Origin of the sequence: Lactococcus taiwanensis, assembly GCF_014905395.1 — a bacterium.
In the GTDB taxonomy this organism is placed as follows: domain Bacteria; phylum Bacillota; class Bacilli; order Lactobacillales; family Streptococcaceae; genus Lactococcus; species Lactococcus taiwanensis.
The window spans coordinates 170,093-194,185 of the sequence record NZ_BNDT01000004.1; the positions used below are offsets into that span (position 1 = coordinate 170,093).

At 39.4% G+C, this 24,093-nt stretch carries 23 protein-coding genes and 1 other annotated feature; of the genes, 6 read left to right on the forward strand and 17 right to left on the reverse strand.

Going from position 1 to position 24,093, the window contains the following annotated elements:
• Window positions 1–96: 96 nt before the first annotated feature.
• The 5 genes from rplT to JKP71_RS06440 all read right to left on the reverse strand — a co-directional run bounded on the left by rplT (window position 97) and on the right by JKP71_RS06440 (window position 3,701).
• The gene (gene rplT / locus JKP71_RS06420; protein ID WP_075525289.1) at window positions 97–456 is read right to left on the reverse strand and encodes a 50S ribosomal protein L20; all 360 of its coding nucleotides are present in this window, start codon (window positions 454–456) and stop codon (window positions 97–99) included.
• Between the two features lie 221 nt (window positions 457–677).
• Window positions 678–878 carry a 50S ribosomal protein L35 gene (rpmI, locus tag JKP71_RS06425; RefSeq protein ID WP_075525290.1) on the reverse strand — a complete coding sequence of 67 codons (201 nt, stop codon included), beginning with the start codon at window positions 876–878 and terminating at the stop codon, window positions 678–680.
• A gap of 126 nt (window positions 879–1,004) precedes the next feature.
• The gene (infC, locus tag JKP71_RS06430) at window positions 1,005–1,499 is read right to left on the reverse strand and encodes a translation initiation factor IF-3 (RefSeq protein ID WP_075525291.1); all 495 of its coding nucleotides are present in this window, start codon (window positions 1,497–1,499) and stop codon (window positions 1,005–1,007) included.
• 54 nt (window positions 1,500–1,553) lie between these two features.
• Window positions 1,554–1,679, reverse strand: a sequence feature (ribosomal protein L20 leader region).
• 21 nt (window positions 1,680–1,700) lie between these two features.
• The gene (locus tag JKP71_RS06435; protein ID WP_200407442.1) at window positions 1,701–2,336 is read right to left on the reverse strand and encodes a hypothetical protein; all 636 of its coding nucleotides are present in this window, start codon (window positions 2,334–2,336) and stop codon (window positions 1,701–1,703) included.
• A gap of 27 nt (window positions 2,337–2,363) precedes the next feature.
• The gene (locus JKP71_RS06440) at window positions 2,364–3,701 is read right to left on the reverse strand and encodes an FAD-dependent oxidoreductase (RefSeq protein ID WP_200407443.1); all 1,338 of its coding nucleotides are present in this window, start codon (window positions 3,699–3,701) and stop codon (window positions 2,364–2,366) included.
• A gap of 398 nt (window positions 3,702–4,099) precedes the next feature.
• Between JKP71_RS06440 and JKP71_RS06445 the strand changes: the two genes are divergently transcribed.
• The gene (locus JKP71_RS06445) at window positions 4,100–4,648 is read left to right on the forward strand and encodes a hypothetical protein (protein ID WP_200407444.1); all 549 of its coding nucleotides are present in this window, start codon (window positions 4,100–4,102) and stop codon (window positions 4,646–4,648) included.
• 32 nt (window positions 4,649–4,680) lie between these two features.
• On the opposite strand, the gene JKP71_RS06450 is transcribed toward JKP71_RS06445, so the two are convergent.
• From JKP71_RS06450 to JKP71_RS06495, 10 genes are all read right to left on the reverse strand, one after another.
• Complete coding sequence (locus JKP71_RS06450; RefSeq protein ID WP_200407445.1) at window positions 4,681–5,370, reverse strand: HAD family hydrolase; 690 nt, start codon at window positions 5,368–5,370, stop codon at window positions 4,681–4,683.
• Window positions 5,371–5,473: 103 nt separating this feature from the next.
• On the reverse strand, window positions 5,474–7,351 hold the full coding sequence (gene mnmG / locus JKP71_RS06455; RefSeq protein WP_200407446.1) for a tRNA uridine-5-carboxymethylaminomethyl(34) synthesis enzyme MnmG: 1,878 nt from the start codon (window positions 7,349–7,351) through the stop codon (window positions 5,474–5,476).
• 299 nt (window positions 7,352–7,650) lie between these two features.
• Window positions 7,651–8,199 (reverse strand): DUF6287 domain-containing protein, encoded by a 549-nt coding sequence (locus tag JKP71_RS06460; RefSeq protein ID WP_200407447.1) that lies wholly within the window; start codon window positions 8,197–8,199, stop codon window positions 7,651–7,653.
• 114 nt (window positions 8,200–8,313) lie between these two features.
• Window positions 8,314–8,682 carry a DUF1033 family protein gene (locus JKP71_RS06465; RefSeq protein ID WP_075525353.1) on the reverse strand — a complete coding sequence of 123 codons (369 nt, stop codon included), beginning with the start codon at window positions 8,680–8,682 and terminating at the stop codon, window positions 8,314–8,316.
• A 207-nt stretch (window positions 8,683–8,889) separates the two neighbouring features.
• Window positions 8,890–9,300 (reverse strand): Mini-ribonuclease 3, encoded by a 411-nt coding sequence (locus tag JKP71_RS06470; RefSeq protein ID WP_200407448.1) that lies wholly within the window; start codon window positions 9,298–9,300, stop codon window positions 8,890–8,892.
• Window positions 9,293–10,651, reverse strand: coding sequence for a cysteine--tRNA ligase (cysS, locus tag JKP71_RS06475; RefSeq protein ID WP_200407449.1), 1,359 nt, complete (start codon window positions 10,649–10,651; stop codon window positions 9,293–9,295). The genes JKP71_RS06470 and cysS overlap by 8 nt, the downstream gene beginning before the upstream one ends.
• 109 nt (window positions 10,652–10,760) lie before the next feature.
• Entirely contained in the window at window positions 10,761–11,372 is a 612-nt protein-coding gene (gene cysE, locus JKP71_RS06480; RefSeq protein ID WP_075525300.1) for a serine O-acetyltransferase, read from the reverse strand.
• Window positions 11,373–11,468: 96 nt separating this feature from the next.
• On the reverse strand, window positions 11,469–12,236 hold the full coding sequence (locus JKP71_RS06485) for a hypothetical protein (protein WP_200407450.1): 768 nt from the start codon (window positions 12,234–12,236) through the stop codon (window positions 11,469–11,471).
• A 66-nt stretch (window positions 12,237–12,302) separates the two neighbouring features.
• A complete protein-coding gene (gene pnp, locus JKP71_RS06490; RefSeq protein WP_200407451.1) occupies window positions 12,303–14,630 on the reverse strand; it encodes a polyribonucleotide nucleotidyltransferase in 2,328 nt (775 codons plus the stop codon).
• Window positions 14,631–14,938: 308 nt separating this feature from the next.
• Window positions 14,939–16,093 carry a hypothetical protein gene (locus tag JKP71_RS06495; RefSeq protein WP_200407452.1) on the reverse strand — a complete coding sequence of 385 codons (1,155 nt, stop codon included), beginning with the start codon at window positions 16,091–16,093 and terminating at the stop codon, window positions 14,939–14,941.
• Between the two features lie 374 nt (window positions 16,094–16,467).
• On the opposite strand from JKP71_RS06495, the gene JKP71_RS06500 reads away from it, so the two are divergent.
• From JKP71_RS06500 to JKP71_RS06510, 3 genes are all read left to right on the forward strand, one after another.
• Window positions 16,468–17,433 carry a ribose-phosphate diphosphokinase gene (locus JKP71_RS06500; RefSeq protein WP_075525304.1) on the forward strand — a complete coding sequence of 322 codons (966 nt, stop codon included), beginning with the start codon at window positions 16,468–16,470 and terminating at the stop codon, window positions 17,431–17,433.
• A 220-nt stretch (window positions 17,434–17,653) separates the two neighbouring features.
• Complete coding sequence (locus JKP71_RS06505; protein ID WP_200407482.1) at window positions 17,654–18,787, forward strand: cysteine desulfurase family protein; 1,134 nt, start codon at window positions 17,654–17,656, stop codon at window positions 18,785–18,787.
• A 9-nt stretch (window positions 18,788–18,796) separates the two neighbouring features.
• Window positions 18,797–19,141, forward strand: coding sequence for a DUF1831 domain-containing protein (locus JKP71_RS06510; protein WP_200407453.1), 345 nt, complete (start codon window positions 18,797–18,799; stop codon window positions 19,139–19,141).
• Between the two features lie 84 nt (window positions 19,142–19,225).
• Here JKP71_RS06510 and tuf read toward each other — a convergent pair whose 3' ends face one another.
• Window positions 19,226–20,413, reverse strand: coding sequence for an elongation factor Tu (gene tuf, locus JKP71_RS06515; RefSeq protein ID WP_075525307.1), 1,188 nt, complete (start codon window positions 20,411–20,413; stop codon window positions 19,226–19,228).
• A 249-nt stretch (window positions 20,414–20,662) separates the two neighbouring features.
• Between tuf and JKP71_RS06520 the strand changes: the two genes are divergently transcribed.
• Both JKP71_RS06520 and JKP71_RS06525 read left to right on the forward strand, forming a co-directional pair.
• On the forward strand, window positions 20,663–20,851 hold the full coding sequence (locus JKP71_RS06520) for an SPJ_0845 family protein (RefSeq protein ID WP_075525308.1): 189 nt from the start codon (window positions 20,663–20,665) through the stop codon (window positions 20,849–20,851).
• Window positions 20,852–20,906: 55 nt separating this feature from the next.
• Window positions 20,907–21,023, forward strand: coding sequence for a DUF4044 domain-containing protein (locus tag JKP71_RS06525; protein ID WP_082272304.1), 117 nt, complete (start codon window positions 20,907–20,909; stop codon window positions 21,021–21,023).
• Window positions 21,024–21,088: 65 nt separating this feature from the next.
• Here the strand turns inward: JKP71_RS06525 and ileS are convergent, their stop codons facing one another.
• Window positions 21,089–23,887 carry an isoleucine--tRNA ligase gene (gene ileS / locus JKP71_RS06530; protein ID WP_200407454.1) on the reverse strand — a complete coding sequence of 933 codons (2,799 nt, stop codon included), beginning with the start codon at window positions 23,885–23,887 and terminating at the stop codon, window positions 21,089–21,091.
• Between the last annotated feature and the right edge of the window lie 206 nt (window positions 23,888–24,093).

Here is a 24,093-nt window from a genome sequence, read left to right on the forward strand (position 1 = left end):
CTCAAATCCTAGATTTGAGCTTCTTTTGTGCGGTATCATAATTTAAAAAAATAGCTTCAAAATAAAAAATCTATCGAAGGATAGATTTTAATGTAATTATTTAGCCAAAGCTTTCTTAGCTTCTTCTGCAAGTGAAGTGAATGCAGCTGCATCAGCAACAGCCAAGTCAGCAAGCATTTTACGGTTCACTTCGATTTCAGCTAATTTCAAACCGTGCATCATTTTGCTGTATGAAAGTCCATTCATACGTGCAGCTGCATTGATACGTGCAATCCACAATTTACGGAAGTCGCGTTTCTTTTGACGACGGTCGCGGAAAGCGTAGTAGTATGAGTTCATGACTTGCTCTTTAGCAGTCTTGAAGAGTTTATGTTTAGCTCCGTAGTAACCTTTTGCAAGTTTCAATACGCGTTTGCGACGTTTACGTGTAGCAACACTATTTTTAACACGTGCCATGTGTGTTCTCCTTTAATTCTTAGTAGATTTCAATTTTGTCTTCAAAGACAAATTTATTTTTAATTTTAATTGAAGCAAGAAAATTTAAAGTTCAACTGTCTAGATGGATTTCTAAAATCAGATGAGTTATTTCATAGTCCCTTTAGTCGCTACGCTCCTGCAGGGCTTGCTCCTACCGTAACAGTCTCCCAGACTGTTACTTGAAATAATTCCTTTGGAAATTATTTCATAGTCGCAACCATGCGACGGATACGTTTGAAGTCACCTTTAGAAACCATAGAAGCTTTACGAAGTTGACGACGTTGTTTCACAGTTTTACCGTGGAAACGGTGAGAAGTGTAAGCGCGGAAGCGTTTAAGACCGCCTGAACCAGTACGTTTGAAACGTTTAGCAGATGCGCGGTGAGTTTTTTGTTTTGGCATTATAATTCTCCTTAATTTATATCAATACATGAAAGCTCACTTCCATGTCCTTTCTATCAAGACCTAGCAAGAAAGAAAGGGCGAAGGGCGATTTTCCCTTCTTGATGGCTCCAATGGCAAAGCTTCCTATTTTTTGATAGGAGCAAGTTGCAAGAACATTTGGCGTCCATCCATTTTGGCTCTTTGTTCAACAACAGCAACATCTTTTGTTGCTTGCGCGAACTTGTCCATCACTTGACGACCCACATCTTGGTGAGTAATCATCCGACCTTTGAATCGAATTGAAACCTTAACTTTGTCCCCTTTTTCAAGGAACTTGATAGCTTGACGAAGTTTTGTGTCAAAGTCATTTTGGTCAATCACTGGTGATAAACGTACTTCTTTGACAGAAACAACAGCTTGTTTCTTCTTCGCTTCTTTTTGCTTTTTCTTTTGCTCAAACATGAATTTTGTATAATCCATGATTTTTGCAACAGGTGGTTCTTGATTTGAAATCAAAACCAAATCCATGTTAAGATTTTCAGCTTGCATCAGCGCCTCAGACGTTGGTGTGACACCTAATTGTTCACCCTCAGCGCCGATGAGACGAACCTCACGAGCACGGATTGCACCGTTCATCATAGGTTTTCTATTGTCTTGTTTAGCTATATTCGTTCTCCTTCTAAATATGATATTTAAGAAAAACAAAAGCGGAACGACAATCTCGCCCCGCTCATGAAAACATTCGTTTTTGAATAATTCCATTCGTTTGCCCAGGGCTATAACCACTAAGGCGAGAAGCGGGTGCTTCTGCTTTTCAACTCTATTATTCTATCAGTTATTTTAAATCTTGTCAAGCTTTTTTTCTTGATTTCCTTGTTTTTTCTGTAAGCCTTCATTCTCTGATTGGAGCACTTGCTCTATTGGTAGGGCATCTTTGTTATATTTTGTGTGGCGCAAATCAAGTTCCATCATATAAATGGCTTCTTCCAAAAAGCCAGCGTGTCTTTTGTTAAGATAAGCGATAATTTGCCGCACCATTTCTGGTGTAAGATACTGCTGGGGCAGGCGAGGATTGGCGAGAGGTTCGCTCGTGGTTAAACGTTGCGAAAACTGATCAATTTTCGAGCGCTCGGTGCGAAACATTATCTCTTTGTGTAATGCGAGCCTTTTTTTACCTCTGTATTTCCACCATAAGAGGTCCAGCAGATAAAGCAAAGCACCGCCACTTAAAATCAAAAATTGTGTCTTCCCAAAGCTTGACTTTAGTAAGCTCAAGCTAAGCAATAAGAGTGTAAAAAGAGGGACGAAGCACACACTTCCACAAGCAAAAAGTCGGCTTTTAACTTGCATTTGCTTTTGAAATTTTTCTTTCAATTTTGCCCGCGTGTTTTTATTTTGCTCAAGTTGTTCCAAAGCCGAGAGTAGTTGGTGACAATAGGCTAAGTCATCATACTTGGTATCTTCAACTTGAATCATATGCTCCTCCTTTACTCCTTTATTTTTTTAAATGAGTGGATCTTTATCGCGGACAAGTTCCGCTAAGGTATTGATCATTCCTTCAGGATTTTTATAACCGTGTTTAAAATAAAAATCACTAAACTCCAGGTCTTCGGTTCGCAGGTCATTTTGGATAGCTAAAGAGAATAAATCAGCATAACTTGCAATCCCGACTGTGGTTCCTTCAACCTGAGCACCAAAAATTTTATGGCTACTTTTTTCATAGGTTAACCAGATATTCGTATAACTTTTTCCTGTAAGAGAGGCGTTTTTATAATGCACTTGGTCACAGTCAAAGCCTGCTTCTTGAGCTTTTTTCCGTGTAAGACCTGTCGCACATACGGTGTGTTCCTCAAGGTTCATACTATAAGTTCCTTGTGTTGGACGGATTTTTTGTCGTGGTGCTACCAAGTTAAGTGCAGCGATTTGGCCTTGCCGGATTGCTTCACTCGCATGGGGGAGATATTTATTCTCCTTCAGATGGGCCACTTTTGAAGTGGCACAATCACCAATTGCAAAAACATCTGGCTGACTACTGCGCATGTACTCATCTACTTCAATAGCCCCCATATCTCCAAGAATAACCTGATTAGCTAGCAGAAAAGAATTGGGACGAAAGCCCACTGAATAAATAATCGCGTCTGCTTCAATTTTATCATATTGATCTGTATAAAGATGAAGTTGACCATTCTCCTGCCGAATATCAATCGGAAAAGTAGAAAGGTGAAGTTGAACGCCTTCGCGTTGCAAGTTATCTTCAATGCAGCGTGCTGCTGGTTCATCTAAGTAACGATCCAGAAGATAATGATGGGCTTGGATGAGCGCCACTCCTATCTGACGTGCTGCAAAAATTCGGGCAATTTCAACGCCGATAAACCCGCCACCAACAACAATCACTTTTTTGGCGGTCTCAAATAAAGCTTTCACACGCTGCGCATCTTCCATATTTTTGATGACAATCACACGCTCTTGATTCTCTGCGCTAAACATTGGTAACAAGGGATAAGAGCCTGTTGCCAGCACTAATTTATCATAGGAGATAGCCTCAATATTTTGACTGTTTTCCTTTGTGATAAAAAGTTGTTTTTGCTTCGTGTCAATCGTCCGTACTGTGGTTTCGGTAAAAGTCGTAATCCCTTGGGCTTGAAGTTCTTCGACAGTGGTATAGGTGGCATGCTCAAGTAAATCTTCTCTTCCCATCAAATACCAAGGAATACTCTGAGCAATAAATCCTAACTGCTTTTGTTTTTCATAGAGGACAATTTCTGCATCGGGATAGTTCTTACGGGCGTGGCGTGCACAGGCAATACCGGCATGAGATCCCCCAACGATGACTACTTTCATGCGTTTCTCCTTATCATTCGTTTTATTAATAAACCGGACTTGACTTAACTTTATTTTACACTAAGCCCACTGGCTTTTCTATAAATGTTGTCTTCTTTTTATAACCGTTTGAATCACTCCTACCGTAAATCATGGAACATATCGTTTCGTCAAATGATAAAAAAATGATAAAATTATTATAAATAACTAAAAAGGAGAGACTTATGAACAACAATAGCTACGTAACGATCATCACGATAAAGCATCAGCATCCGAATTCGGATAAAATCGAACGCCCCTATCAAGTGATGGACGATCTCACCCTGCAGCCTCTCCCTACTCCCACGTCCTATTGAGGAAAGCGCAGAAAAATGATTAATTTTAAATACTTAAAAAACTTGATTGAAAGGAGATTATACATGACCCCGATTGACTTAAGCCACCTCTCAGAAGAAATCAAAAAAACGCAAAACTGGTCCAATCATCGAAAACAAATGTTTGGTATGGGTTTGATGAATGAACTCTATATTACTGACGGATCGGTCAGTAAAACTTCGCCAGTAATTATTCCTGCCAGTGACCGGGCAATGACCACTCAACTTGTCAGCGACGTCTTAGATGACTTGATTGCTTATGATGAGATTGATCCTATGGTCTATCCTTTAGAAGGAGAACCTGTCAGTGGTACGGAGTTAGACTTTCCGCATCTCTTAATTTTAAACAACGAACCTGGCATTCAGTACATTCTTAATACTCACCTTTGGTTAAAGGTCATGGATGACCCAGAACGCACCCTCGCTCTTGTTGTAACGGGCAATCTTAGCGGCGCCTTTACTTTTTATATTGAGCAGGTATCTGGTCAATTTGAAAAGATGGTGGTTAATTTTGATAAGAATGGTATTTATCTGCTGACCAAGCTGTCAGTAGATGTCCTTCATCTCACGGATCAGCCCCTAACACTTCACTAAAAAATTTTTATAAGGGTCCTTAGGCCCCTTTTTTATTTGAGGAAAGCTTTAAAAAATTGTGCCAATGTCCTGTATTCAAAGTCTGCTCCTGTACCTTTTTTTGGACCAAGATAAGCTGTTTTTAAACCTAAAGATTGAGCAGGTAAGATATCATGTTCTACTAAATCACCAACCATTAAAGTTTCTGATGCCTCGAAGCCTTCTTTTTCAAGAAGGTGTGTAAAAGCACGGGGGTCAGGTTTCAAGAAACCCGTCTCTCCCGAAATATAAGTAGGAAAAAGTCCATCAAAACCTGCGCGTCGTAATTTTTCTCGTTGTTCCACATATCCACCATTACTTAATAGCGCAATATTGTAGTTTTTTGAGAGCTGTTGCATTGTCTCAAGTAATACTGGATCAGGACAAATCTCATCAAATAAAGTTAAGAGGAACTTCGCAAAGAAGCCTTTCACTTCTGATTCATCGATGGGTTTTCCAAAGTGTTTTAAAGTCAGGCGCAAGCGCTCTTCGCGTAACTCAGCAATAGTCAGTTGATGCGCATGAACTTTCGGCCAAAGTTGCTCATCAAATTCATGATATTTTACCATGAACTGATCTAGCGCTTCTTCTTCAAAATCATAGGTCGCTTTAAAGAGTTTGCGGTGAGCACTCTCCCAATACTTTTCTTTGAAGGGAAAAAGGGTATTGTCCCAATCGAAGATGATGTTTTTTATGTCCGTCATACCTTAGCAACTCCTTATTTAAGCTCATTTTAACAACTTTCTCATCAATGCACAAGAAAAAAGCGTTACTGACAGCTCTGTCAGTAACGCTTTTACTCTGTTTTTATCTGCCTTCGAGATAAACCATCAGAATACTAATATCGGCAGGATTAACTCCCGAAATCCGACTTGCTTGTCCCAAAGTTTCAGGGTTAATTTTTTTAAATTTTTGACGCGCCTCTGTCGCAATAGAATCAAGTTTATCCCAGTCCATATTCTTAGGAATACGTTTTGCTTCTAAACGGTGCATCTTTTCAACCTGATCCATGGCTTTCTTGATATAACCTTCATAAGTAATTTCAGTTTCAATCAGCTCAATGACCGTGCGGTCAATTTTTTCTGGGGCTGCGCCAATGAAATTAATGACATCATCATAATGAACCTCAGGACGTTTCAAAAATTCTGCTCCTGTTAGAGCATCCTTAATTGGACCAAATCCCATCGCACCTAACTTTTCTTGCGTTTCAGGTAATGGTTTTAATTTTTCAGCTGATAACCGTTTCATTTCTCGATCAAATTGAGCCATCTTTTGTTCATAAATTTCCCATTGTTGATCGGATACCAAACCAACTTCTCGCCCCATTTTTGTCAAACGGCGATCCGCATTGTCGTGACGGAGAATCAGGCGGTATTCTGCACGCGATGTCAGCAAGCGGTAAGGCTCAAGCGTCCCTTTAGTGACCAAGTCATCGATCATTACGCCAATATATGCTTCACTCCGTTTTAAAATAAACTCAGGTTTTCCTTGAACTTTAAGCGCAGCATTGATTCCCGCTACCAAGCCTTGACCAGCAGCTTCTTCATAACCTGACGTCCCATTGGTTTGTCCCGCAGTAAAGAGGCCAGCGATGAGTTTAGTTTCTAAAGTTGGGCGAAGTTGATGAGGCATGACGACATCATATTCTATCGCATAACCGGTCCGCATCATTTGTGCATTTTCAAGCCCTGGGATAGAGCGTACCAGATCAAATTGGACATCTTCTGGCATTGATGTTGAAAGTCCACCAATATAAACTTCTTCGGTGTTGCGTCCTTCTGGTTCAAGGAACAATTGGTGCCGTGGTTTATCAGCAAAGCGGGTAATTTTATCTTCAATAGATGGACAATAACGAGGGCCAACACCTTTGACCATTCCTGAAAAGAGCGGTGCACGATGGAGGTTTTCTCGCAAGATGGTGTGACTATTTTCTGTTGTATAAGTCAACCAACAAGGAATTTGATCTTTGAGGTAATCTTCATCACGGCTCATAAAGCTGAAATGATTGGGTGCAGTGTCGCCAGGTTGAATCTCCGTTTTATCGTAATCAATCGAGCTGGCCAACACACGTGGAGGTGTACCCGTTTTAAAACGCCCAATTTCAAAACCAAGTTGGCGCAAATGATCTGCCAAGCCGATTGAAGAGAGCGAATTATTGGGACCTGAGGCATATTTCAACTCTCCAATGATGATTTCTCCACGTAGCGCCGTCCCGGTCGTGATCACGACTGTTTTAGCCCCATAACGTGTCCCAGTCGCAGTCTTTACACCTACCACTTCGTTTTGCGCTTCATTTACCAACAGTTCTTCTACCATTCCCTGACGAAGGGTTAAATTTTCTTGGTCAGAAACGGTATTTTTCATTGATAACGCATATTCATTTTTATCCGCTTGAGCTCTTAAGGCTCGAACCGCTGGTCCCTTACCTGTGTTGAGCATTTTCATTTGGATATAGGTCTTGTCAATATTGCGACCCATTTCACCACCTAAGGCATCAATTTCTCGTACGACGATTCCCTTGGCTGAACCACCAATAGAAGGGTTGCAAGGCATAAAAGCAACCATATCTAAGTTGATGGTCAAAAGTAAGGTTTTACAGCCCATTCGCGCTGCAGCAAGACTAGCTTCTACACCCGCATGCCCGGCTCCTACAACAATGACATCATAATTTTCTTGAACGTCCATTTTTTTGCTTCGAATTTTACAAAATTCGTCCTTTTCTTTTAGATTTTTCTAATCATAACTAAACAATTCTTTGTGCTTTATTTTTTTCAAACAAAAAAGCCAAAGCTGTGAAAAATACGACAAAAACTCACTCCGAAAATTACTGACCGAGCGGTCAGTGACTTCCAGTGACTTTCGCATATTTTCCCGAGCTTTGACCATCGAGTTCTTACTAAGATATTGATATTTTACCCTATTTCAGATTATATTTCAAGAGGATTTTCTCAAAAAAGAACTTTCTTTCCCATACTATTTTTATTTTAGATTGTTTCTTCCATCTGACGATAGAAAACCTTTTGTTCAGTTTGTTGAGCATTCAAGTAACCTTGCCCGACAATCAGCCGATCTTGCTCCATATCCGTAGGATCACTTTCGCCTGTATAATCCACTTCACCTTGGGCTGTCCTTACGGGGATAGCACTGCCACGTGGATAAATGGCGATAATTACTTCTTCCTTTTCTTTAAGCCCTAGCCGGATCAATCCAGTATCACTATTTTTTTCCCGAAAAACGAGCTCATCAGAAGCACCATCACGCGTCAGTAATGGACCTGTGATTACCACTTCTTGTGCAGAATTTGCTTCCAGATGCTCATTTTTCCACAAGCCAGCTAAAGAATCAAATTTCCCTTCCACTAGCTCATCGGCAACAATTCTCAAAGCACGTTCAGAACTTTGACTAGAAGTACGTTGGGTCGTCGTGATGGAACGCTCATCGCGCTGATTTTGTACGCTGAAAAAAAGGGCAATGCCAAGAATCACAATTAAAGAGAGCAATAAACCGTCTAATATAATTAATGTTCTTTTCATCTCGCCCTCCTTTACTAAGAAATTTATTATAAAATTATTATAATACTTTTCTTAGTAAATGGCTAGTAAAATGCTTAGATAGAAAAAAGTCCCTCCAGAAGAGCAACTTTTTTCTTAGGCTTCACCACGCAGGGCACAAAATCGACCTGGAAGTTCGGCTGACTTTTTACTGTAGCCAGATCGTTTCTTCTCAAGCGGTATCGCATGCCAATCCTCAAGGAGCGCAATGCTATGATAGCGTTGGAGATATCCAACACATTCTTCACACCACTCCTCATCACCAGATTGCCAAAAGGCGGTTTGTAAACCTTCCTTGCTTGTGTATTCTTTAAACTTGCTGGCCATTTTTAACCATTCTTTTTTATAGCATTTTAAAGCTTTATAAAAATCATCAAATTCATCAACTGAAACAATATCTTCTTTCCAGCCATCGAAGAACCACCATGGCTCGTCGGTGCCGTACATCGTTACTACTCTATACATTTCTTCTTCTTTCCGCTGTTTTATACGCATACCTATTCTAGCGGATTATTTTTCTTTTTGAAAATAATTTGCTTAATACTTTCATTTTTCCTAAATAAAGGTGGTCAAAAGGCTGATGGCTTGTGGCTTTGCAAGCTTTTCATACCTTTGATGCTCTAGTAATTTTATGATTCCACTAGTTGAATAAAACGTATTCTAAAAATAACTTTATTTTTCTTCAGGTGTTGGATTTTCAATAACTTTAACACAAAATTTCCATAATTCTTGGAGACGTTCTTCTTGGTGGGTCAAATGTAAAATCCCAATGACCGCTTCGAATCCTGTAGAGATTCGATAAGTGACTACATCCGTATTTTTAGCTGTAGTTTTCGAATGAGCATTGCGCCCGCGCTTAAAATAATTCAACTCTTCTTCAGTGAGAAAACCCACCGCTTCCATAGCTGCAAATATTTTTGCCTGTGCTTTGGCAGAAACAAACTGTGTCGCATGTTTTTGGAGTTGAGCTGGTTTGGTCAAGCCTTTGCTCAAGAGATAGTCTCTGACAAAGACCTCATAGACTCCATCTCCTATGTAGGCCAATGCGATTCCATTTAGTAATGCTGCTTGTTGTTTATTCACGATGCCAACGCACCCCTTCTTTCGTATCCTCCAAAACGATTCCCTCAGCTTTAAGTTGATCACGGATTTCGTCAGCTTTAGCAAAATCACGCACTTCACGCGCTACTTGGCGCGCCTCTATCATTGCTTCAATCTCACTTGCGAGTCGTTCTGCTTTTTCGAAATGAATGCCTAAGATTTCAAGCACTTGATCAAAGAACTCCAGTGTTAGCATTCCGCCATGACCTTTGTTAACCCAGCTGATAAAGTCGTAAAAGACTGTAAGTCCATTTGCAATGTTGAAATCATCGTCCATCGCCTCTTTAAAACTAGTTTGAAATACTGACAGCTCTATCAGCTCCGTTTCAGATAATACAGCAGAGGCGTCAAGGTTACGATAAGCATTTTCAAGCTTTTTAACGTTATTTTCCGCATCTTGTAGCCCTTCTTCAGTAAAATTAACTGGGCGACGATAATGCGTCGTTGCTAGGAAAAATCGAAGAACACGTGGCTCAATAGCCTGTAAAAGCTCATGTACAGTGGTAAAATTTCCCAGTGATTTGGACATTTTTTCACCATCCACATTTACAAATCCATTGTGCATCCAGTAATTCGCAAACTTTTGTCCTGTCTTTGCTTCTGATTGGGCAATTTCATTCGTATGATGTGGGAATTCCAAATCGGCGCCCCCACCATGGATATCAATTGTATCTCCTAAAAGTGACGTACTCATCACTGAACATTCAATATGCCAACCTGGTCTACCCGCACCCCAAGGAGCATCCCAAGAGATTTCTCCTGTTTTTTCTGCCTTCCATAAGGCAAAATCAGCAGCCGATTCTTTACGCGCAGCTTCCTCATCCAAGCGTCCTGAAGCTCCCTCTAAAAGCTCTGCAAGATTCTTGTTTGCTAATTTGGCATAATCTTTAGCTTTTGCTACTCGGAAGTATACATCGCCATCGACGACATAAGCAAATTTTTTATCAATCAAATCTTGAATAAAGACGACCATATCTGAAATATATTCAGTCGCTTTGGGATTGTGCGTTGCCTTTTTCACGCTTAATGCTGCAGTATCCTCATAGAAAGCTCTAATATAGCGCTCTGAGACTTCCTGAGGCGTTGTAGACTCATTGTGCGCTACCTTGATAATCTTATCATCCACATCTGTAAAATTAGAGACATAGTCCACAGTGAAACCACGATACTCCAGATATTTTCTGATCACATCAAACGCAACGACACTTCTTGCATTACCCACGTGGATATAATTGTAGACCGTTGGACCACAAACATACATTTTCACTTTTCCCGGTTCAAGTGGTTGAAATTCCTCTAGATGTCGACTCATCGTATTATAAATTTTCAGCATATTTTTCCATTTCCCTAACTGATGGAGCTGTCAGCTCCTGTTCTCTTTCAAAAAAGAAGCGTTAAGGCCTTCCTCAAAAAATTCTATCTGTTTTTCTTATTCTAGCTCTTTATTGGTCTGAGGGGTGATGAGAGGAATGGTAACTTGCTTCACGGCGCTCTTCTAGGGTCGTGATTTTCTTTATATCTTTCTTGCCATCTACCCTGACCACACGTGCAGGGATACCTACAACCGTTACCCGCTCAGGAACATCACTTACAACCACTGCACTTGCGCCAACTTTAGCATTTGCCCCCACCTCAATAGGTCCGAGCAGTTGAGCATGTGCTGAAATCAAAGCACCATGTCTTACAGTAGGATGCCTTTTTCCTTTATCTTTTCCAGTCCCACCAAGGGTGACGCCGTGATAAAGTTTCACATCATGTTCAACAACAGCCGTTTCTCCTATAACTAAACCAGAGCCATGATCAATAAAGACGCCATAATCAATCTGTGCCCCAGGATGAATCTCTATCTGTGTCCAAAAACGCCAAAATTGAGAATGCATCCTCGCCAAAAGTTTAAAATGGTGTCGCCACAGAAAATGAGAAAGCCGATGTGCCGCTAAAGCTTTAACTCCTGGATAAGTCAATAAGACTTCCAAGGCTGTCCGCGCTGCGGGATCATTTTCTTTGGTTACCCGAATGGCTTCTCGCCAGAAACCTTTCTTTTTTTCGCTCATTATTTCCTACTTCGTTAAAAAATACTTATAGTGATTATACCATAAGTATTCATCTCATTTCTCAGACCAAGGATGACCTAGACCCGTCCAATACAATTACAAGCCTAGTTCTTCCCATGTAATCATTGAATTTTTGACATCTTCTTGTGAATAATCTAAAGGATTAACTGTGATCCCAACCGTTTTGCCAAAATCATTGTCCGCATCATCTGTTGGATGAAGCAACTCTGGCAACTTCATGAACAAAACCTGACCATTATTTTCCTTAAATTCTTTACTAAAATAAGCTTCACCATACCACTTTGAGAGACTATCCAAGTTATCAAAAAGAGGAAGATATTCTTGGTTCGTTTCACTCATTAGATTTGGAAAATGCCGTTTATTGTTCAGCGTCACAAAAGCAGGGACAAAATAGTACTTATCTGCTTGCGGAGCCTGAAGGTTTTCTGGACTGAACGCTTTATTCAAAATCTCTGTATAATGAACCAAAAATTGTATGAATTCAGACTTCCCAAAGTAGACAGTATTCCCCCGATCCTCATCTTGAGGCAATTTGGGGTTAATCGCCACCACATCTATATCTGTAGGCATGAGTTGATCCAAGAGATCGACTAAAGAGTGTAATTCCCACTCTGTCTCGAAATCCTCTAATTCCGATAAGAAAACCTCCAGTTCTTTTTCTGTCGTAAAAACAGGGATTGCTTTATGGTCTTCTAAAGGTACGAAGAATACTTCTTTAGGAACTAAAACGGGGAATTGATGAAATGCATAGACCAATGATAAGTCTTCCATGAATGACCCTGGGTTGTCAAGAGATAAACGCAAGCGCTCATCAAGTTCTGGATTAATAGTATATTTAGCCATATTTTTTGCTGACAGGGCTGTCAGTAACTTTTGTACTCTGATCACCCCATTTTACAGCTTTTCCGTTTATTCAGGTTTTTGATTTGAAAGTTCTGGGAAGTCCTGATCTAGTTGATGATGACGTTCGCGACGCTCAAATTGGTGTGGATAGGTCTTATCAGTCTTGACTTCTTCCTTATCAGCATATTGAGTACGCTCACGGCGTTCAAAATTATGATGACGGTTATTTCCCTTGCGGTAGGAAGAATTTTCCCGTTTCTCCCGCGGCTTACGCTCTGGCTCAACATAGTCCTCTGGTTTTTCAACTAAAGCACGCATAGAGGCATCTACCCGTCCCTTGTCATCAATCTTTAAGATCTTGACTTTGACACTATCGCCTACTTTTAACAAATCTTCCACTTTATCCGTATGCGCCCAAGCCATTTCAGAAATATGCACCATTGCATCTTGCTTACCAAATAGATTTACAAAAGCACCAAAACTTTCGATACGAACTACTTTTGCATCATAAATTTCACCAACTTTTGCTTCACGAACAAGTTCAGTAATCAACGCTTTTGCTTGATCAATTGCTGCTTGATCAGATGAAAAGATTGAACAAAGTCCTTCCTCATCAATATCAATTTTTACGCCCGTTTCAGCAATAATTTTATCGATTTGCTCGCCACCTTTACCGATAACAACTTTAATTTTATCGACAGGAATTGTAATTGTATCAATTTTAGGTGCTGACGGTGCCAACTCTTTCCGAGGTTGTGCAATTGTTGCTTCAATTACATCAAGAATTTGGAAACGTGCAGTTTTTGCTTGTGCAAGAGCTTCGGCAAGAATTTCTGGTGTAATTCCTGAAATTTTAATATCCATTTGCAGCGCAGTAATCCCAGCACGCGTTCCTGCAACCTTAAAGTCCATATCACCAAAATGGTCTTCAAGCCCTTGAATATCTGTCAAAACAGTATAATTTGTTCCATCAGAAATCAAGCCCATCGCAATCCCAGCAACTGGTGCTTTGATTGGCACACCACCAGCCATCAGCGCAAGTGTTCCTGCACAGATTGAAGCTTGTGATGACGAACCATTTGATTCTAAAACTTCAGCGACCAAACGAATGGCATAAGGGAATTCCTCTAGAGAAGGCAATACTTGTTCCAAAGCACGTTCACCGAGCGCTCCGTGACCAATTTCACGACGACCAGGAGCCCCGTAACGTCCTGTTTCCCCAACAGAATACTGCGGGAAATTATAATGATGCATAAAACGTTTTTTATATTCATCATTCAAGCCATCAATGATTTGTGCCTCACTCATTGGTGCCAAAGTCAATGTGGATAATGCTTGGGTTTGACCACGAGTAAATAAACCTGTCCCATGTGTAATATTACGTGGGGTAAAGTCAATTTCAGCATCAAGCGGACGAATTTCATCAATCTTACGACCATCAGGACGGATTTTATCTTCAGTAATCAAGCGACGAACTTCTGCATGTTCCATCTCTTCAAGTATTTCAGCAACATCGCGTAAAATGATAGCAAGATTTTCATCATTTTCATATTTTGCACTGTAAACAGAAATTATCGCCTCTTTAACTGCTTTTGTCGCAGATTCACGCGCCAATTTTTCTTCAATTTGAACTGCTTTTTGCAAATCTGAATTGTAAGCTGCAATCACTTCGGCTTTTAAATCTTCATCAACATGCAAAAGTTCAACTTCAGCTTTTTCTTTTCCAACTTTTGCAACAATTTCATTTTGAAATTCAATTAATTCTTTAACAGCATTATGTCCTGCCAAAAGTGCACCAAGCATTACTTCTTCTGAAAGTTCCTTGGCTCCAGATTCAACCATATTGATTGCGTTGATATTTCCCGCAACAGAGAGCTCCAAACTTGATGCCTCTTTTTCCGCAACAGTTGGATTGATGATATATTCTCCATCAATATAAGCAACTTCAACACCTGCAATTGGTCCATCAAATGGAATATCAGAAATTGCAAGCGCTAAAGAAGAACCAAACATAGCTGCCACGCGACCAGAAGCATTTTCATCGTAAGAAAGAACAGTATTAATGACTTGAACTTCATTACGAAAACCTTCAGCAAACATAGGACGAATAGGGCGGTCAATTAAACGCGCAGTCAATGTCGCATCAGTCGACGGACGTGCTTCACGTTTGTTGAACCCCCCTGGGAATTTACCCGCCGCATACATTTTTTCTTCATAGTTCACTTGAAGTGGAAAGAAATCGCCAGAGGACATCTTACCCATTGTAGCGGCTGTTAAGACAGTTGTATCCCCATAACGTACAACAACGGCTCCATTTGCTTGCTTAGCGACTTGCCCTGTTTCAACAGTTAGCGTTCGCCCTGCAAATTCGATTGAAAATGTTTCTTTTGCCAAATTTTATTTCTCCTCAATCTGAATCTACCAAAAGGTGTTTTGTAGATTCAGTTTACTGCATATTTTATTATTTAAGCTTTAACTCCATGTGTTACTAAACAAAAATCAGTCCATCAACACTGACAGCACTGTCAGTAAATGCATTCAAAAATATCTTTCATTATTGCGCCTTACTATAGCTTATTTTGATAAGCTTAACGTTGACCTACTCATCTTTGTATAGAACTACACGCATGTCTCATTATACAATAATTTGTCAAAGAAAAAAAGGCTCATTCAGAGCCTTTTCCTATTATCTATGACATCTTTTATTTAGCTGTTTTTACACCAACGGTGCCACTTACTTTAAATTGATTTGCAGCATCAAGTGCTTTATAAGTATCAAGTTGATCTTGAGTTGCGAAATAGAGGTTACCATCGATTTCTGATTGGATAGATTTTCCGTCAGTATCTTTCATGTCACGTGCTTTGATTGATGCATTTTCAGCGACGTAAACATCACCTTTGATATTACCACCTTCGAGATCAAATCCTGGTGATTTAATAATCAAACGGTCAACCGTCAAAGTATGTGATTTAGTAACTTGGTGTGAATCATTTTGATCAATCATCGCAAGTGTACGTTGAACCGTTGCATCTTCATTGAGGAATGTACCGTCTACAGTAATATCTTTACCAGAAGCATCCACATCACCATTAGCGGAAACAAGCCAAGCACCATCTTTACCAAGCGCTTTTGTTAATACTGAAACATCTTTTGTACCAGTTGTTGCGCCTGTTTCAGTATCCGTACCATTTCCTTTGAATGAATAAGTTACATTACCATGTGAACCAGCAGTAATTCCACCAGCTTCAAATGAAACAACATCTCCTTTAACTACTGAGGTTGTTCCAGTTACTTTAACTTTTTGAGCATCTGGAAGTTTGTTATAAGCATCCAAGAGGTCTTGACTAGCAAAGGTCAAGTTACCATCAATTGTTGCTTCACCTGCTACAGAACCCGCAACCGTACCATTTTGAGCGTGGAATCCAGGAGCGAAGACATCAACGTTACCTTTGACAGTACCATTTGAAATATAGAAGCCTGGTGATTTCACTTCAATTTTATCGACAGTCAAGGTATAACGATCAGTGATTTTATGGTTATCATCTTGATTATAGATGGCCAATTTACGAGCGACTTGTCCATCTCCTAAGAAAAGACCTTCAACAGTCAAAGTTTTTCCAGAAGCATCCATATCGCCTTTAGTTGCGTTCAACCAAGCTCCATTTTTAGCAAAACCTTTTTGAAGATCGGCAAAGCTATCTGTCCCTTGAGTTGCTCCAGCAAAGACTTCAGCTTTTGAAGATTGTTCTGTTTTATTATCAGAACTTGAGCTTGAGTTGTTATTCCCACAAGCAGCAAGCAAAGATACAGAAAGTACTGATACTGCAAGCAATGAAATGACTTTAGTTTTTTTCATTTTATTTTCCCCTAAAATGGATATTTTGTTCGTAACCGTTTCCTTTAACGAACCTTACAGGATTATTATATCATTTAGAAAATTCAAATGCAAGACTTTGCCGTAAATTTCACAAACTTCACATCGTTTTTCATGAAAATGTTTTCAATGCCTTTATTATCAATATTTAAAGTTCTTTTATTTATTTTTTAGAATACTAAGTTTGTGAAATCTGAATTTTCTAACATTTGAATCTTCATCTTCTTTTTATACTTTTTTAAACTCAGCATTGAATATTTTGACTAAGTTTCTTGCAAAACAGACTATGAAAATTCTCATATTTTTGATAAAATAGTCCTATAAGTATTTCAATAGATAGAAAATGGAGAGAAATCGTGGTTTACTCTGACTCACACTTAAAGCTGTTCGCCTTAAACTCAAATCCTGGTCTTGCTGAGAAAATTAGCCAATTCACAGGTGTCCCTCTAGGAAAATTATCTTCAAAACAATTTTCCGATGGTGAAATCATGATTAACATGGAAGAAAGCGTACGTAGCCAAGACGTTTTTATTGTTCAATCTACGAGTTGCCCTGTTAATGATCATCTTTGGGAACTTTTGATTATGATTGATGCCTGCAAACGCGCTTCTGCTAATACCATCAACGTCGTAATTCCTTATTTTGGCTATGCCCGTCAAGATCGTACAGCAACTTCACGTGAGCCAATCACGGCTAAGCTTGTAGCTGATATGATTGTTAAAGCAGGAGCTGATCGACTCCTTACACTTGACATACATGCCGTTCAAGTCCAAGGCTTCTTTGATATACCTGTCGATAATCTCTTCACTGTTCCGCTTTTTGCGGACTACTATCGCAAGAGCGGGCTTTATGGCGATGATGTAATCGTCGTTGCTCCAAAAAATTCTGGGATTAAACGTGCTCGATCTCTAGCTGAATATCTTGAATCTGCTATCGCCATTGTCGATTATGAAGATGATGATACTAATCGAGAAAATGGCTATGTTATTGGGAATGTTGAGGGTAAAAAAGTTATTCTTATTGATGATATTCTCAATACAGGTAATACTTTTGCTAATGCTGCACAAGTCGTGCGTGAAGCAGGAGCGAGTGAAATCTATGCTGTAGCAAGCCACGGCCTCTTTACCACGAATGCTGCGGAAGCACTGGAAAAAGCTGATATTAAAGAAATCCTGGTGACTGATTCTGTAGTTACTGAACATCGGAAACCTCTGAATGTTAAATACCTGAGTGCTGCTGAGTATCTTGCTAGTGCAATCTTACGTATTCATGAAGGACGCCCTGTCTCTCCTCTTTTTGAGCATGAGAAACCTCAGGACTAATTAACGATTTCTAATCTTCAAAAAAGATATTGTTGTTACAGCAATATCTTTTCTCATCTCACAACTTAATTCCTCCTAAAAACTTATCTTACTTTCTTGACGGATGACAGCCCAAAGGCTATACTAGTAAGATAATGTCCACTTAATTTAATAAAAAATAGTATTTTGAAAGCCTGCATTTTTCCGCTTTCAACCTAACTTAGAAAGAGAGAATAATACTATAATATATCTTGATAATGCTGCAACCACACCACTTCTTCCGGAAGTTGTGACCTCAATGAGTGACAGCTTAACTTTAACTTTTGGAAATCCATCAAGCATCCACGGACTGGGACGTCAAGCAAGCCACGTTGTACGTCAAGTTCGGGAAACAGTCGCACGGGCTTTGGCTGTCAATAGCCGCAATATTCTTTTTACTTCTGGTGCCAGTGAGGCCAACAACCAAGCGTTGATTGGCTACGCTCTAGCCAATAAAGCTAAAGGGAACCATATTATTACCACAGCTATTGAGCATCCTTCTGTCTTAAATACTGTACAATACCTTCATGACCGTTACGGTTTTGATGTTACCTTTGTAAAACCAAAAGCAGATGGGAGTTTCCCAGCTTCACTTATCGAAGAAAATTTACGTGCTGACACAATTTTAGTCAGCATGATGTGGGCTAATAACGAAACAGGTCAACTCCTCCCCGTTACTGAGGTAGGGAAGCTTTTAGTCAATCATCAGGCTGCCTACCACGTAGATGCCACACAGGTGCTTGGGAAAATACCTGTCCATCCCGAGGAAGTTGGAGCAGATTTTCTTTCAGCCTCTGCTCACAAATTTCATGGACCCAAAGGGGTAGGTTTACTTTACTTTAATGAAAAATTACGTTTTGACGCCTTAATCCATGGGGGAGAACAAGAGGAAAAACGACGAGCTGGTACAGAAAATATCCATTCACTCGTTGGGATGGCAACGGCATTAGAATTTGCCATTGAACATATGGATGAAAACTATAAAAAAGTAGAACTCCTCCATAAAACACTTTTAGAAGAACTCGATTCTGACGCAGCACCCCTCACTTTTTATAAGAATCAGTTTGGTAAGAGCATGCCCCATGTCCTCAACATTGCTTTTCCTCATGAAAATCACGACCTCCTCTTAACAAAATTGGATTTGGCTGGTTTTGCTATTTCTACAGGCTCTGCATGTACAGCAGGAACCATTGAACCTTCGCATGTTTTAGAAGCTATCTATGGTAGCGGATCTGAAAAACTAAAAGAAAATATACGAATATCTTTTTCGGAGCTGAATACAATTGATGAAATTAAAAAGTTTGCTGAACATCTTAAATTAATTTTAAAGAAGTAAGGAGAAAATATGGCTTTTGTCACTGAAAAACAACCAGAAGGCTGCAAATACATCTACAGTCTTGCACCTACACTCAAGAAATTTACACTCAAAGATATGACTTTTTCGGAAACAAAACTTGGAAATTACGAATTTAAACGGATGCTTGAGGAAGTACCAAATTCAAACGAAGGTTTTTTACTCAAAATCATTGTTAATAAAGAATTAAATGGTTTTAAACTCTCTCTCACTGATAAATCTGGTTTAAGAAATGTTAATATCTTTCAACATGCCAATAAAATTATTCAAGATAAGTTTTACTTCCAGATGGATACCTTCGTGGATCGTGGAATATTCAACAAGCAAGAAATCTAAAAACTTCCTAAGCCAGGAAGTTTTTCTAATAAGAACTAAAAAAACTGTCATGAATGACAGTTTTTAATATACGTAAAAGTATGATTAAGCTTTGATTTCAGCAACGATACCTGAACCAACAGTACGTCCACCTTCACGGATAGAGAAAGTAGTACCTTGTTCGATCGCAACTGGGTGGATCAATTCAACGTCGATATGCACGTTGTCACCAGGCATTACCATTTCAGTTCCTTCAGGAAGTTTAACTGAACCAGTAACGTCAGTTGTGTGGAAGTAGAATTGAGGACGGTAGTTGTCGAAGAATGGAGTGTGACGTCCGCCTTCTTCTTTGCTCAATACATAAACTTCACCTTCGAATGTTGTGTGAGGTGTGATTGAACCTGGTTTAGCGATAACTTGACCACGTTCGATTTCGTCACGTTGGATACCACGGAGAAGGGCACCGACGTTATCACCAGCAAGTCCTTCAGTAAGTGTTTTACGGAACATTTCGATACCAGTAACAACAGCTTTTTTAGTTTCTTCTTTGATACCAACGATTTCGATTTCGTCACCAACTTTAACAGTACCACGTTCGATACGTCCTGAAGCAACTGTACCACGACCAGTGATAGAGAATACGTCTTCGACTGGAAGAAGGAGTGGTTTGTCAGTGTCGCGTTCTGGAGTTGGGATGTATTCGTCAACGATATCCATCAATTCTTCAACTTTAGCAACCCATTGTGGTTCACCGTTCAAAGCACCAAGTGCTGAACCAGCGATTACAGGGATATCATCACCTGGGAAGTCGTATTCTGAAAGGAGGTCACGGACTTCCATTTCAACGAGTTCCATCAATTCGTCATCATCAACAAGGTCTGCTTTGTTAAGGAAAACGATAAGGTATTTAACACCAACTTGACGTGAAAGCAAGATGTGTTCACGAGTTTGTGGCATTGGTCCATCAGTTGCAGCAACAACGAGGATCGCACCGTCCATTTGGGCAGCACCAGTGATCATGTTTTTAACGTAGTCCGCGTGACCTGGAGCGTCGATGTGAGCGTAGTGACGTTTTTCAGTTTCGTACTCGATGTGAGCAGTGTTGATAGTGATACCACGTTCGCGTTCTTCAGGTGCAGCATCGATAGATGCGAAGTCAGTTGCTTTTGAGTAACCTTTGTCTGACAATACTTTAGAGATTGCAGCTGAGAGGGTAGTTTTACCATGGTCAACGTGTCCGATAGTACCGATATTTACGTGTGGTTTGCTACGGTCGTAAACTTCTTTAGCCATTTTAAAAATGTCTCCTTTGAGAAAATTGTTTTATAATAGGCAGGCTGCATAATCACAATCTACCGTTCCTTAACATTATACTCAAAATAAGCTAGAAATGCAAGCCTCATCAGTCCCATTCTTCTCGTTTTTTCCCTAAGTTTTTTATATACCTAGATTTTTTTCTTGTTAAGTAGTAAAATAAGGTTAAGAATCACTCCTCTTTTTGAGCGTGCTTCAAATAACTACTACTTTTAAGGGGATAAAACGATGGGACTTACATTTAGAAAACGTGATGATTTTGATAAAATGATGGATGATTTAGGTGTATCAACTGTAGACTTGGTAGATGACAATGAAAAAACGTCAGCTGATGAAGAGAAGAAAGTTGATCCTTTCGCCAAATTTTTAACCCCTCAAGTACAAAAAGATACAGATGAACTTAAAGATAAGCATTGAAAAGTCAGCTATTTCTTGTTACAATTAATTTAAAATAAATTTTACTGAGGGGTCTATGGCATATAAAAAACCAGAAAAAAGTACTTTTCAAAAAGTTACCATGGTCGTTGTGATAATTATGGTAATTTTAACACTTTTTAGCGTGCTCGCTTCCGTGTTGACTGTACTTTAAACAAAAATTACTAGTACTTAAATATTAAAAAAGTTACTGACCGAGCGGTCAGTAACTTTTTTAGTTTAAATTTCGAACCCTTCTTCTAAAACTTCGGGAAATTCTGTAGTCACAATTTGCGCACAATTTTCACAAAGCATATGCAATTGTTCATGTTCATTTTTTCCGACGGTTTCGTCTGTTCGACGGCAACGTTCACATACTTCTCCTGCAGCGTGCTCAACCACAATCGCAACATCTTCAAAGACCATTGCATTTTCTGGTGCAGCACTGACAGATCCGTCAGCGATATTAAAGTTTGACACAATTAAAAGTTGGGCGATGTTATCATCAATAACAGTAAGTAAAGTACGAACAACTTCATTTGGATAAACAGTAACAGTAGCTTCTAAAGACTTACCAATCTCTTTGGCTTCTCTGGCATTTTCCAAAGCTTTTAAGACTTTATCACGGAAGTCCAAGAATTCTTGCCAATTGGCCAACAATTCTTGACTGCCAGCGATATCGGCAGCTTCAGGCATTTCTGAAAGATAAGCAAATTCTTCTGCTTCGTGTGTGAGGTAAGACCACGTTTCTTCAGCAGTATGTGGCAAAATCGGAACTAAAAGTTTTACCAAATCTTTCAGAACAACATACATCACAGTCTGCATAGAACGGCGTGCTTTCGAATTAGCTTCTTCGATATAAACAACATCTTTAGCAAAATCAAGATAGAATGCTGATAAATCATTCGTGATGAAATTAATGATTGATTTGTAAACAGTCATAAAGCTATAGTTATCATAAGCTGTACGAATTTGTTTTACAAGTTCATTAAATTTCACAAGCATATATTTGTCTACTGGACGAAGTTCTGCAAAATCAATTGCATCTTCTTTTGGATTAAAGTCCGATGTATTGGCGATTAAGAAGCGCAATGTATTCCGGATTTTACGGTAAACTTCAGAAACTTGACTGAGAATATCCATTGACACACGAACATCTGATTCAGTATCAATTGAGGCCACCCAAAGACGGAGAATGTCAGCACCAAATTTCTTAGTGACATCTTTTGGCACGATTGTATTTCCAATTGATTTAGACATCTTGCGTCCTTTACCGTCTAAAACAAAGCCTTGTGAAAGAACTGCTTTATATGGTGCAACGCCATTAACCGCAACTGAGGTTGTAATTGATGAATTAAACCAACCACGGTATTGGTCTGAACCTTCAAGGTAAAGATCTGCAGGAAAGCTCAGGTAGTCACGTTCGTTAAGAACACCATTCCAAGAAGAACCTGAGTCAAACCAAACGTCCATGATATCTTTTTCTTTTGTGAATTCACCATTTGGTGAAGCTGGATGAGTGAATCCTTCTGGTAAAAGGTCTTTTGCTTCACGTTCAAACCAAACTTTTGAACCAAATTCAGCAAAAAGATTCGCAACATGGTCAATAGTTTCAGGTGTGATGATTGGCTCACCATTTTCACCATAGAAAATTGGCAAAGGAACTCCCCAAGCACGTTGACGTGAGATGACCCAATCTCCGCGGTCACGAACCATATTGAATAAACGAGTTTTCCCCCATGGAATTACCCAATCTACTTTCTCAACTTCATCTAAAATATTTTGACGGAAGTCATCGATTGAAGCAAACCATTGTGGTGTCGCACGGAAAATGACCGGTTTTTTAGTACGCCAGTCATGTGGGTACGAGTGAGTGAAGAATTCGAGTTTCAATAAAGCATCTTTTTCTTCAAGCCATTTACTGACAACTTTATTTCCTTCATCGTAGAAAAGTCCTTCAAGTCCAGGGGCTTCATCAGTATAATAACCACGATTATCAATTGGTGATAAAACAGGCAATTTATACTTACGACTTGCGAAGTAGTCATCTTCACCATGTCCTGGGGCAACGTGTACAAGGCCAGTACCAGAATCAAGCGTAACATAATCCGCATTCATGATGAGAGTTTCACGGTCATAGAATGGATGTTTTGCAACCATATATTCTAATTCAGAACCTTTAATCGTTTGAAGGACTTCTGGATTTTCCCATTCTAATTTTTCAGCAACAGCTTCAAGCATTTCTGAGGCAATCACAAATTTACGACCATTAACTGCTACAACTGAATAATCATAGTCAGGATGAGCAAAGATTCCCAAATTTGATGGAATTGTCCATGGTGTTGTTGTCCAGATTACAAATTCTACATCTTCTGGTAATTTACCTTTAGTATCTTTAGCTTTAAATGCCACAAAAATTGATGCTGAACGAACATCTTGATATTCGATTTCAGCTTCAGCCAGTGAACTTTCTGATGAAGGTGACCAATAAATTGGTTTTTGTCCTTTATAGATATATCCTTTTTCAGCCATTTTACCAAAAACGCGAATTTGAGCTGCCTCATATTCTGGCAATAGTGTCAAATATGGACGGTCCCAATCAGCAAGAACACCAAGGGATTTGAAATCTGAACGTTGCATATCTACTTGTTTCATCGCGTATTTACGACATTCCTCAAGATAATCAAGCAAATCCATTTCTTTACGCTTCATGCCTGCTTTAGCAAGTTGTTGCTCAATTGGCAAACCATGAGTATCCCAACCTGGAACATAAGGAGCACGGAAACCTGCCATTGATTTATAACGAACAATAATATCTTTTGAAATTTTGTTCAAAGAGTGTCCGAGGTGAATATTTCCGTTCGCATAAGGAGGCCCATCATGAAGCATAAATGAGGGTTTTCCTTCATTTAATTCTTGACGTTTCTCATAGAGTGTCGCATCTGCCCAGTCTTTTTGCCAGTTTGGTTCTTTATTTGGCAAGCCTGCACGCATTGGGAAAGCTGTTTTCCCCAAATTCAAAGTATCTTTGATTTTCATATTTTCTTCTTTCTTTCGATTTTGTTTTTATTGAATAAAAAAAACGATTTTTCGCAAAGGACGAAAAACCGTGGTACCACCTTCATTTTTTCTGTCAGTAAAATTTACTGACAGAAACTCTTTTGCGTAACGTGCAAGACGCTTGAGCTTACTTTTAGTTCAGTCCAAGATTTTTCTAAAGCTTCTTTGAGAAAATAAATTCTGGC

Bases quoted from the DNA above. Each gene is read 5' to 3' on its own strand.
- ileS (WP_200407454.1), bottom strand. From the start codon at position 23,887: ATGAAAATCAAAGATACTTTGAATTTGGGGAAAACAGCTTTCCCAATG.
- JKP71_RS06440 (WP_200407443.1), bottom strand. From the start codon at position 3,701: ATGAAAGTAGTCATCGTTGGGGGATCTCATGCCGGTATTGCCTGTGCA.
- tuf (WP_075525307.1), bottom strand. From the start codon at position 20,413: ATGGCTAAAGAAGTTTACGACCGTAGCAAACCACACGTAAATATCGGT.
- JKP71_RS06495 (WP_200407452.1), bottom strand. From the start codon at position 16,093: ATGAAAAAAACTAAAGTCATTTCATTGCTTGCAGTATCAGTACTTTCT.
- mnmG (WP_200407446.1), bottom strand. From the start codon at position 7,351: ATGGACGTTCAAGAAAATTATGATGTCATTGTTGTAGGAGCCGGGCAT.
- infC (WP_075525291.1), bottom strand. From the start codon at position 1,499: ATGATGAACGGTGCAATCCGTGCTCGTGAGGTTCGTCTCATCGGCGCT.
- cysE (WP_075525300.1), bottom strand. From the start codon at position 11,372: ATGAGCGAAAAAAAGAAAGGTTTCTGGCGAGAAGCCATTCGGGTAACC.
- JKP71_RS06520 (WP_075525308.1), top strand. From the start codon at position 20,663: ATGGGACTTACATTTAGAAAACGTGATGATTTTGATAAAATGATGGAT.
- rplT (WP_075525289.1), bottom strand. From the start codon at position 456: ATGGCACGTGTTAAAAATAGTGTTGCTACACGTAAACGTCGCAAACGC.
- JKP71_RS06510 (WP_200407453.1), top strand. From the start codon at position 18,797: ATGGCTTTTGTCACTGAAAAACAACCAGAAGGCTGCAAATACATCTAC.
- JKP71_RS06485 (WP_200407450.1), bottom strand. From the start codon at position 12,236: ATGGCTAAATATACTATTAATCCAGAACTTGATGAGCGCTTGCGTTTA.
- JKP71_RS06525 (WP_082272304.1), top strand. From the start codon at position 20,907: ATGGCATATAAAAAACCAGAAAAAAGTACTTTTCAAAAAGTTACCATG.
- rpmI (WP_075525290.1), bottom strand. From the start codon at position 878: ATGCCAAAACAAAAAACTCACCGCGCATCTGCTAAACGTTTCAAACGT.
- JKP71_RS06435 (WP_200407442.1), bottom strand. From the start codon at position 2,336: ATGATTCAAGTTGAAGATACCAAGTATGATGACTTAGCCTATTGTCAC.
- JKP71_RS06445 (WP_200407444.1), top strand. From the start codon at position 4,100: ATGACCCCGATTGACTTAAGCCACCTCTCAGAAGAAATCAAAAAAACG.
- JKP71_RS06465 (WP_075525353.1), bottom strand. From the start codon at position 8,682: ATGTATAGAGTAGTAACGATGTACGGCACCGACGAGCCATGGTGGTTC.
- cysS (WP_200407449.1), bottom strand. From the start codon at position 10,651: ATGCTGAAAATTTATAATACGATGAGTCGACATCTAGAGGAATTTCAA.
- JKP71_RS06450 (WP_200407445.1), bottom strand. From the start codon at position 5,370: ATGACGGACATAAAAAACATCATCTTCGATTGGGACAATACCCTTTTT.
- JKP71_RS06460 (WP_200407447.1), bottom strand. From the start codon at position 8,199: ATGAAAAGAACATTAATTATATTAGACGGTTTATTGCTCTCTTTAATT.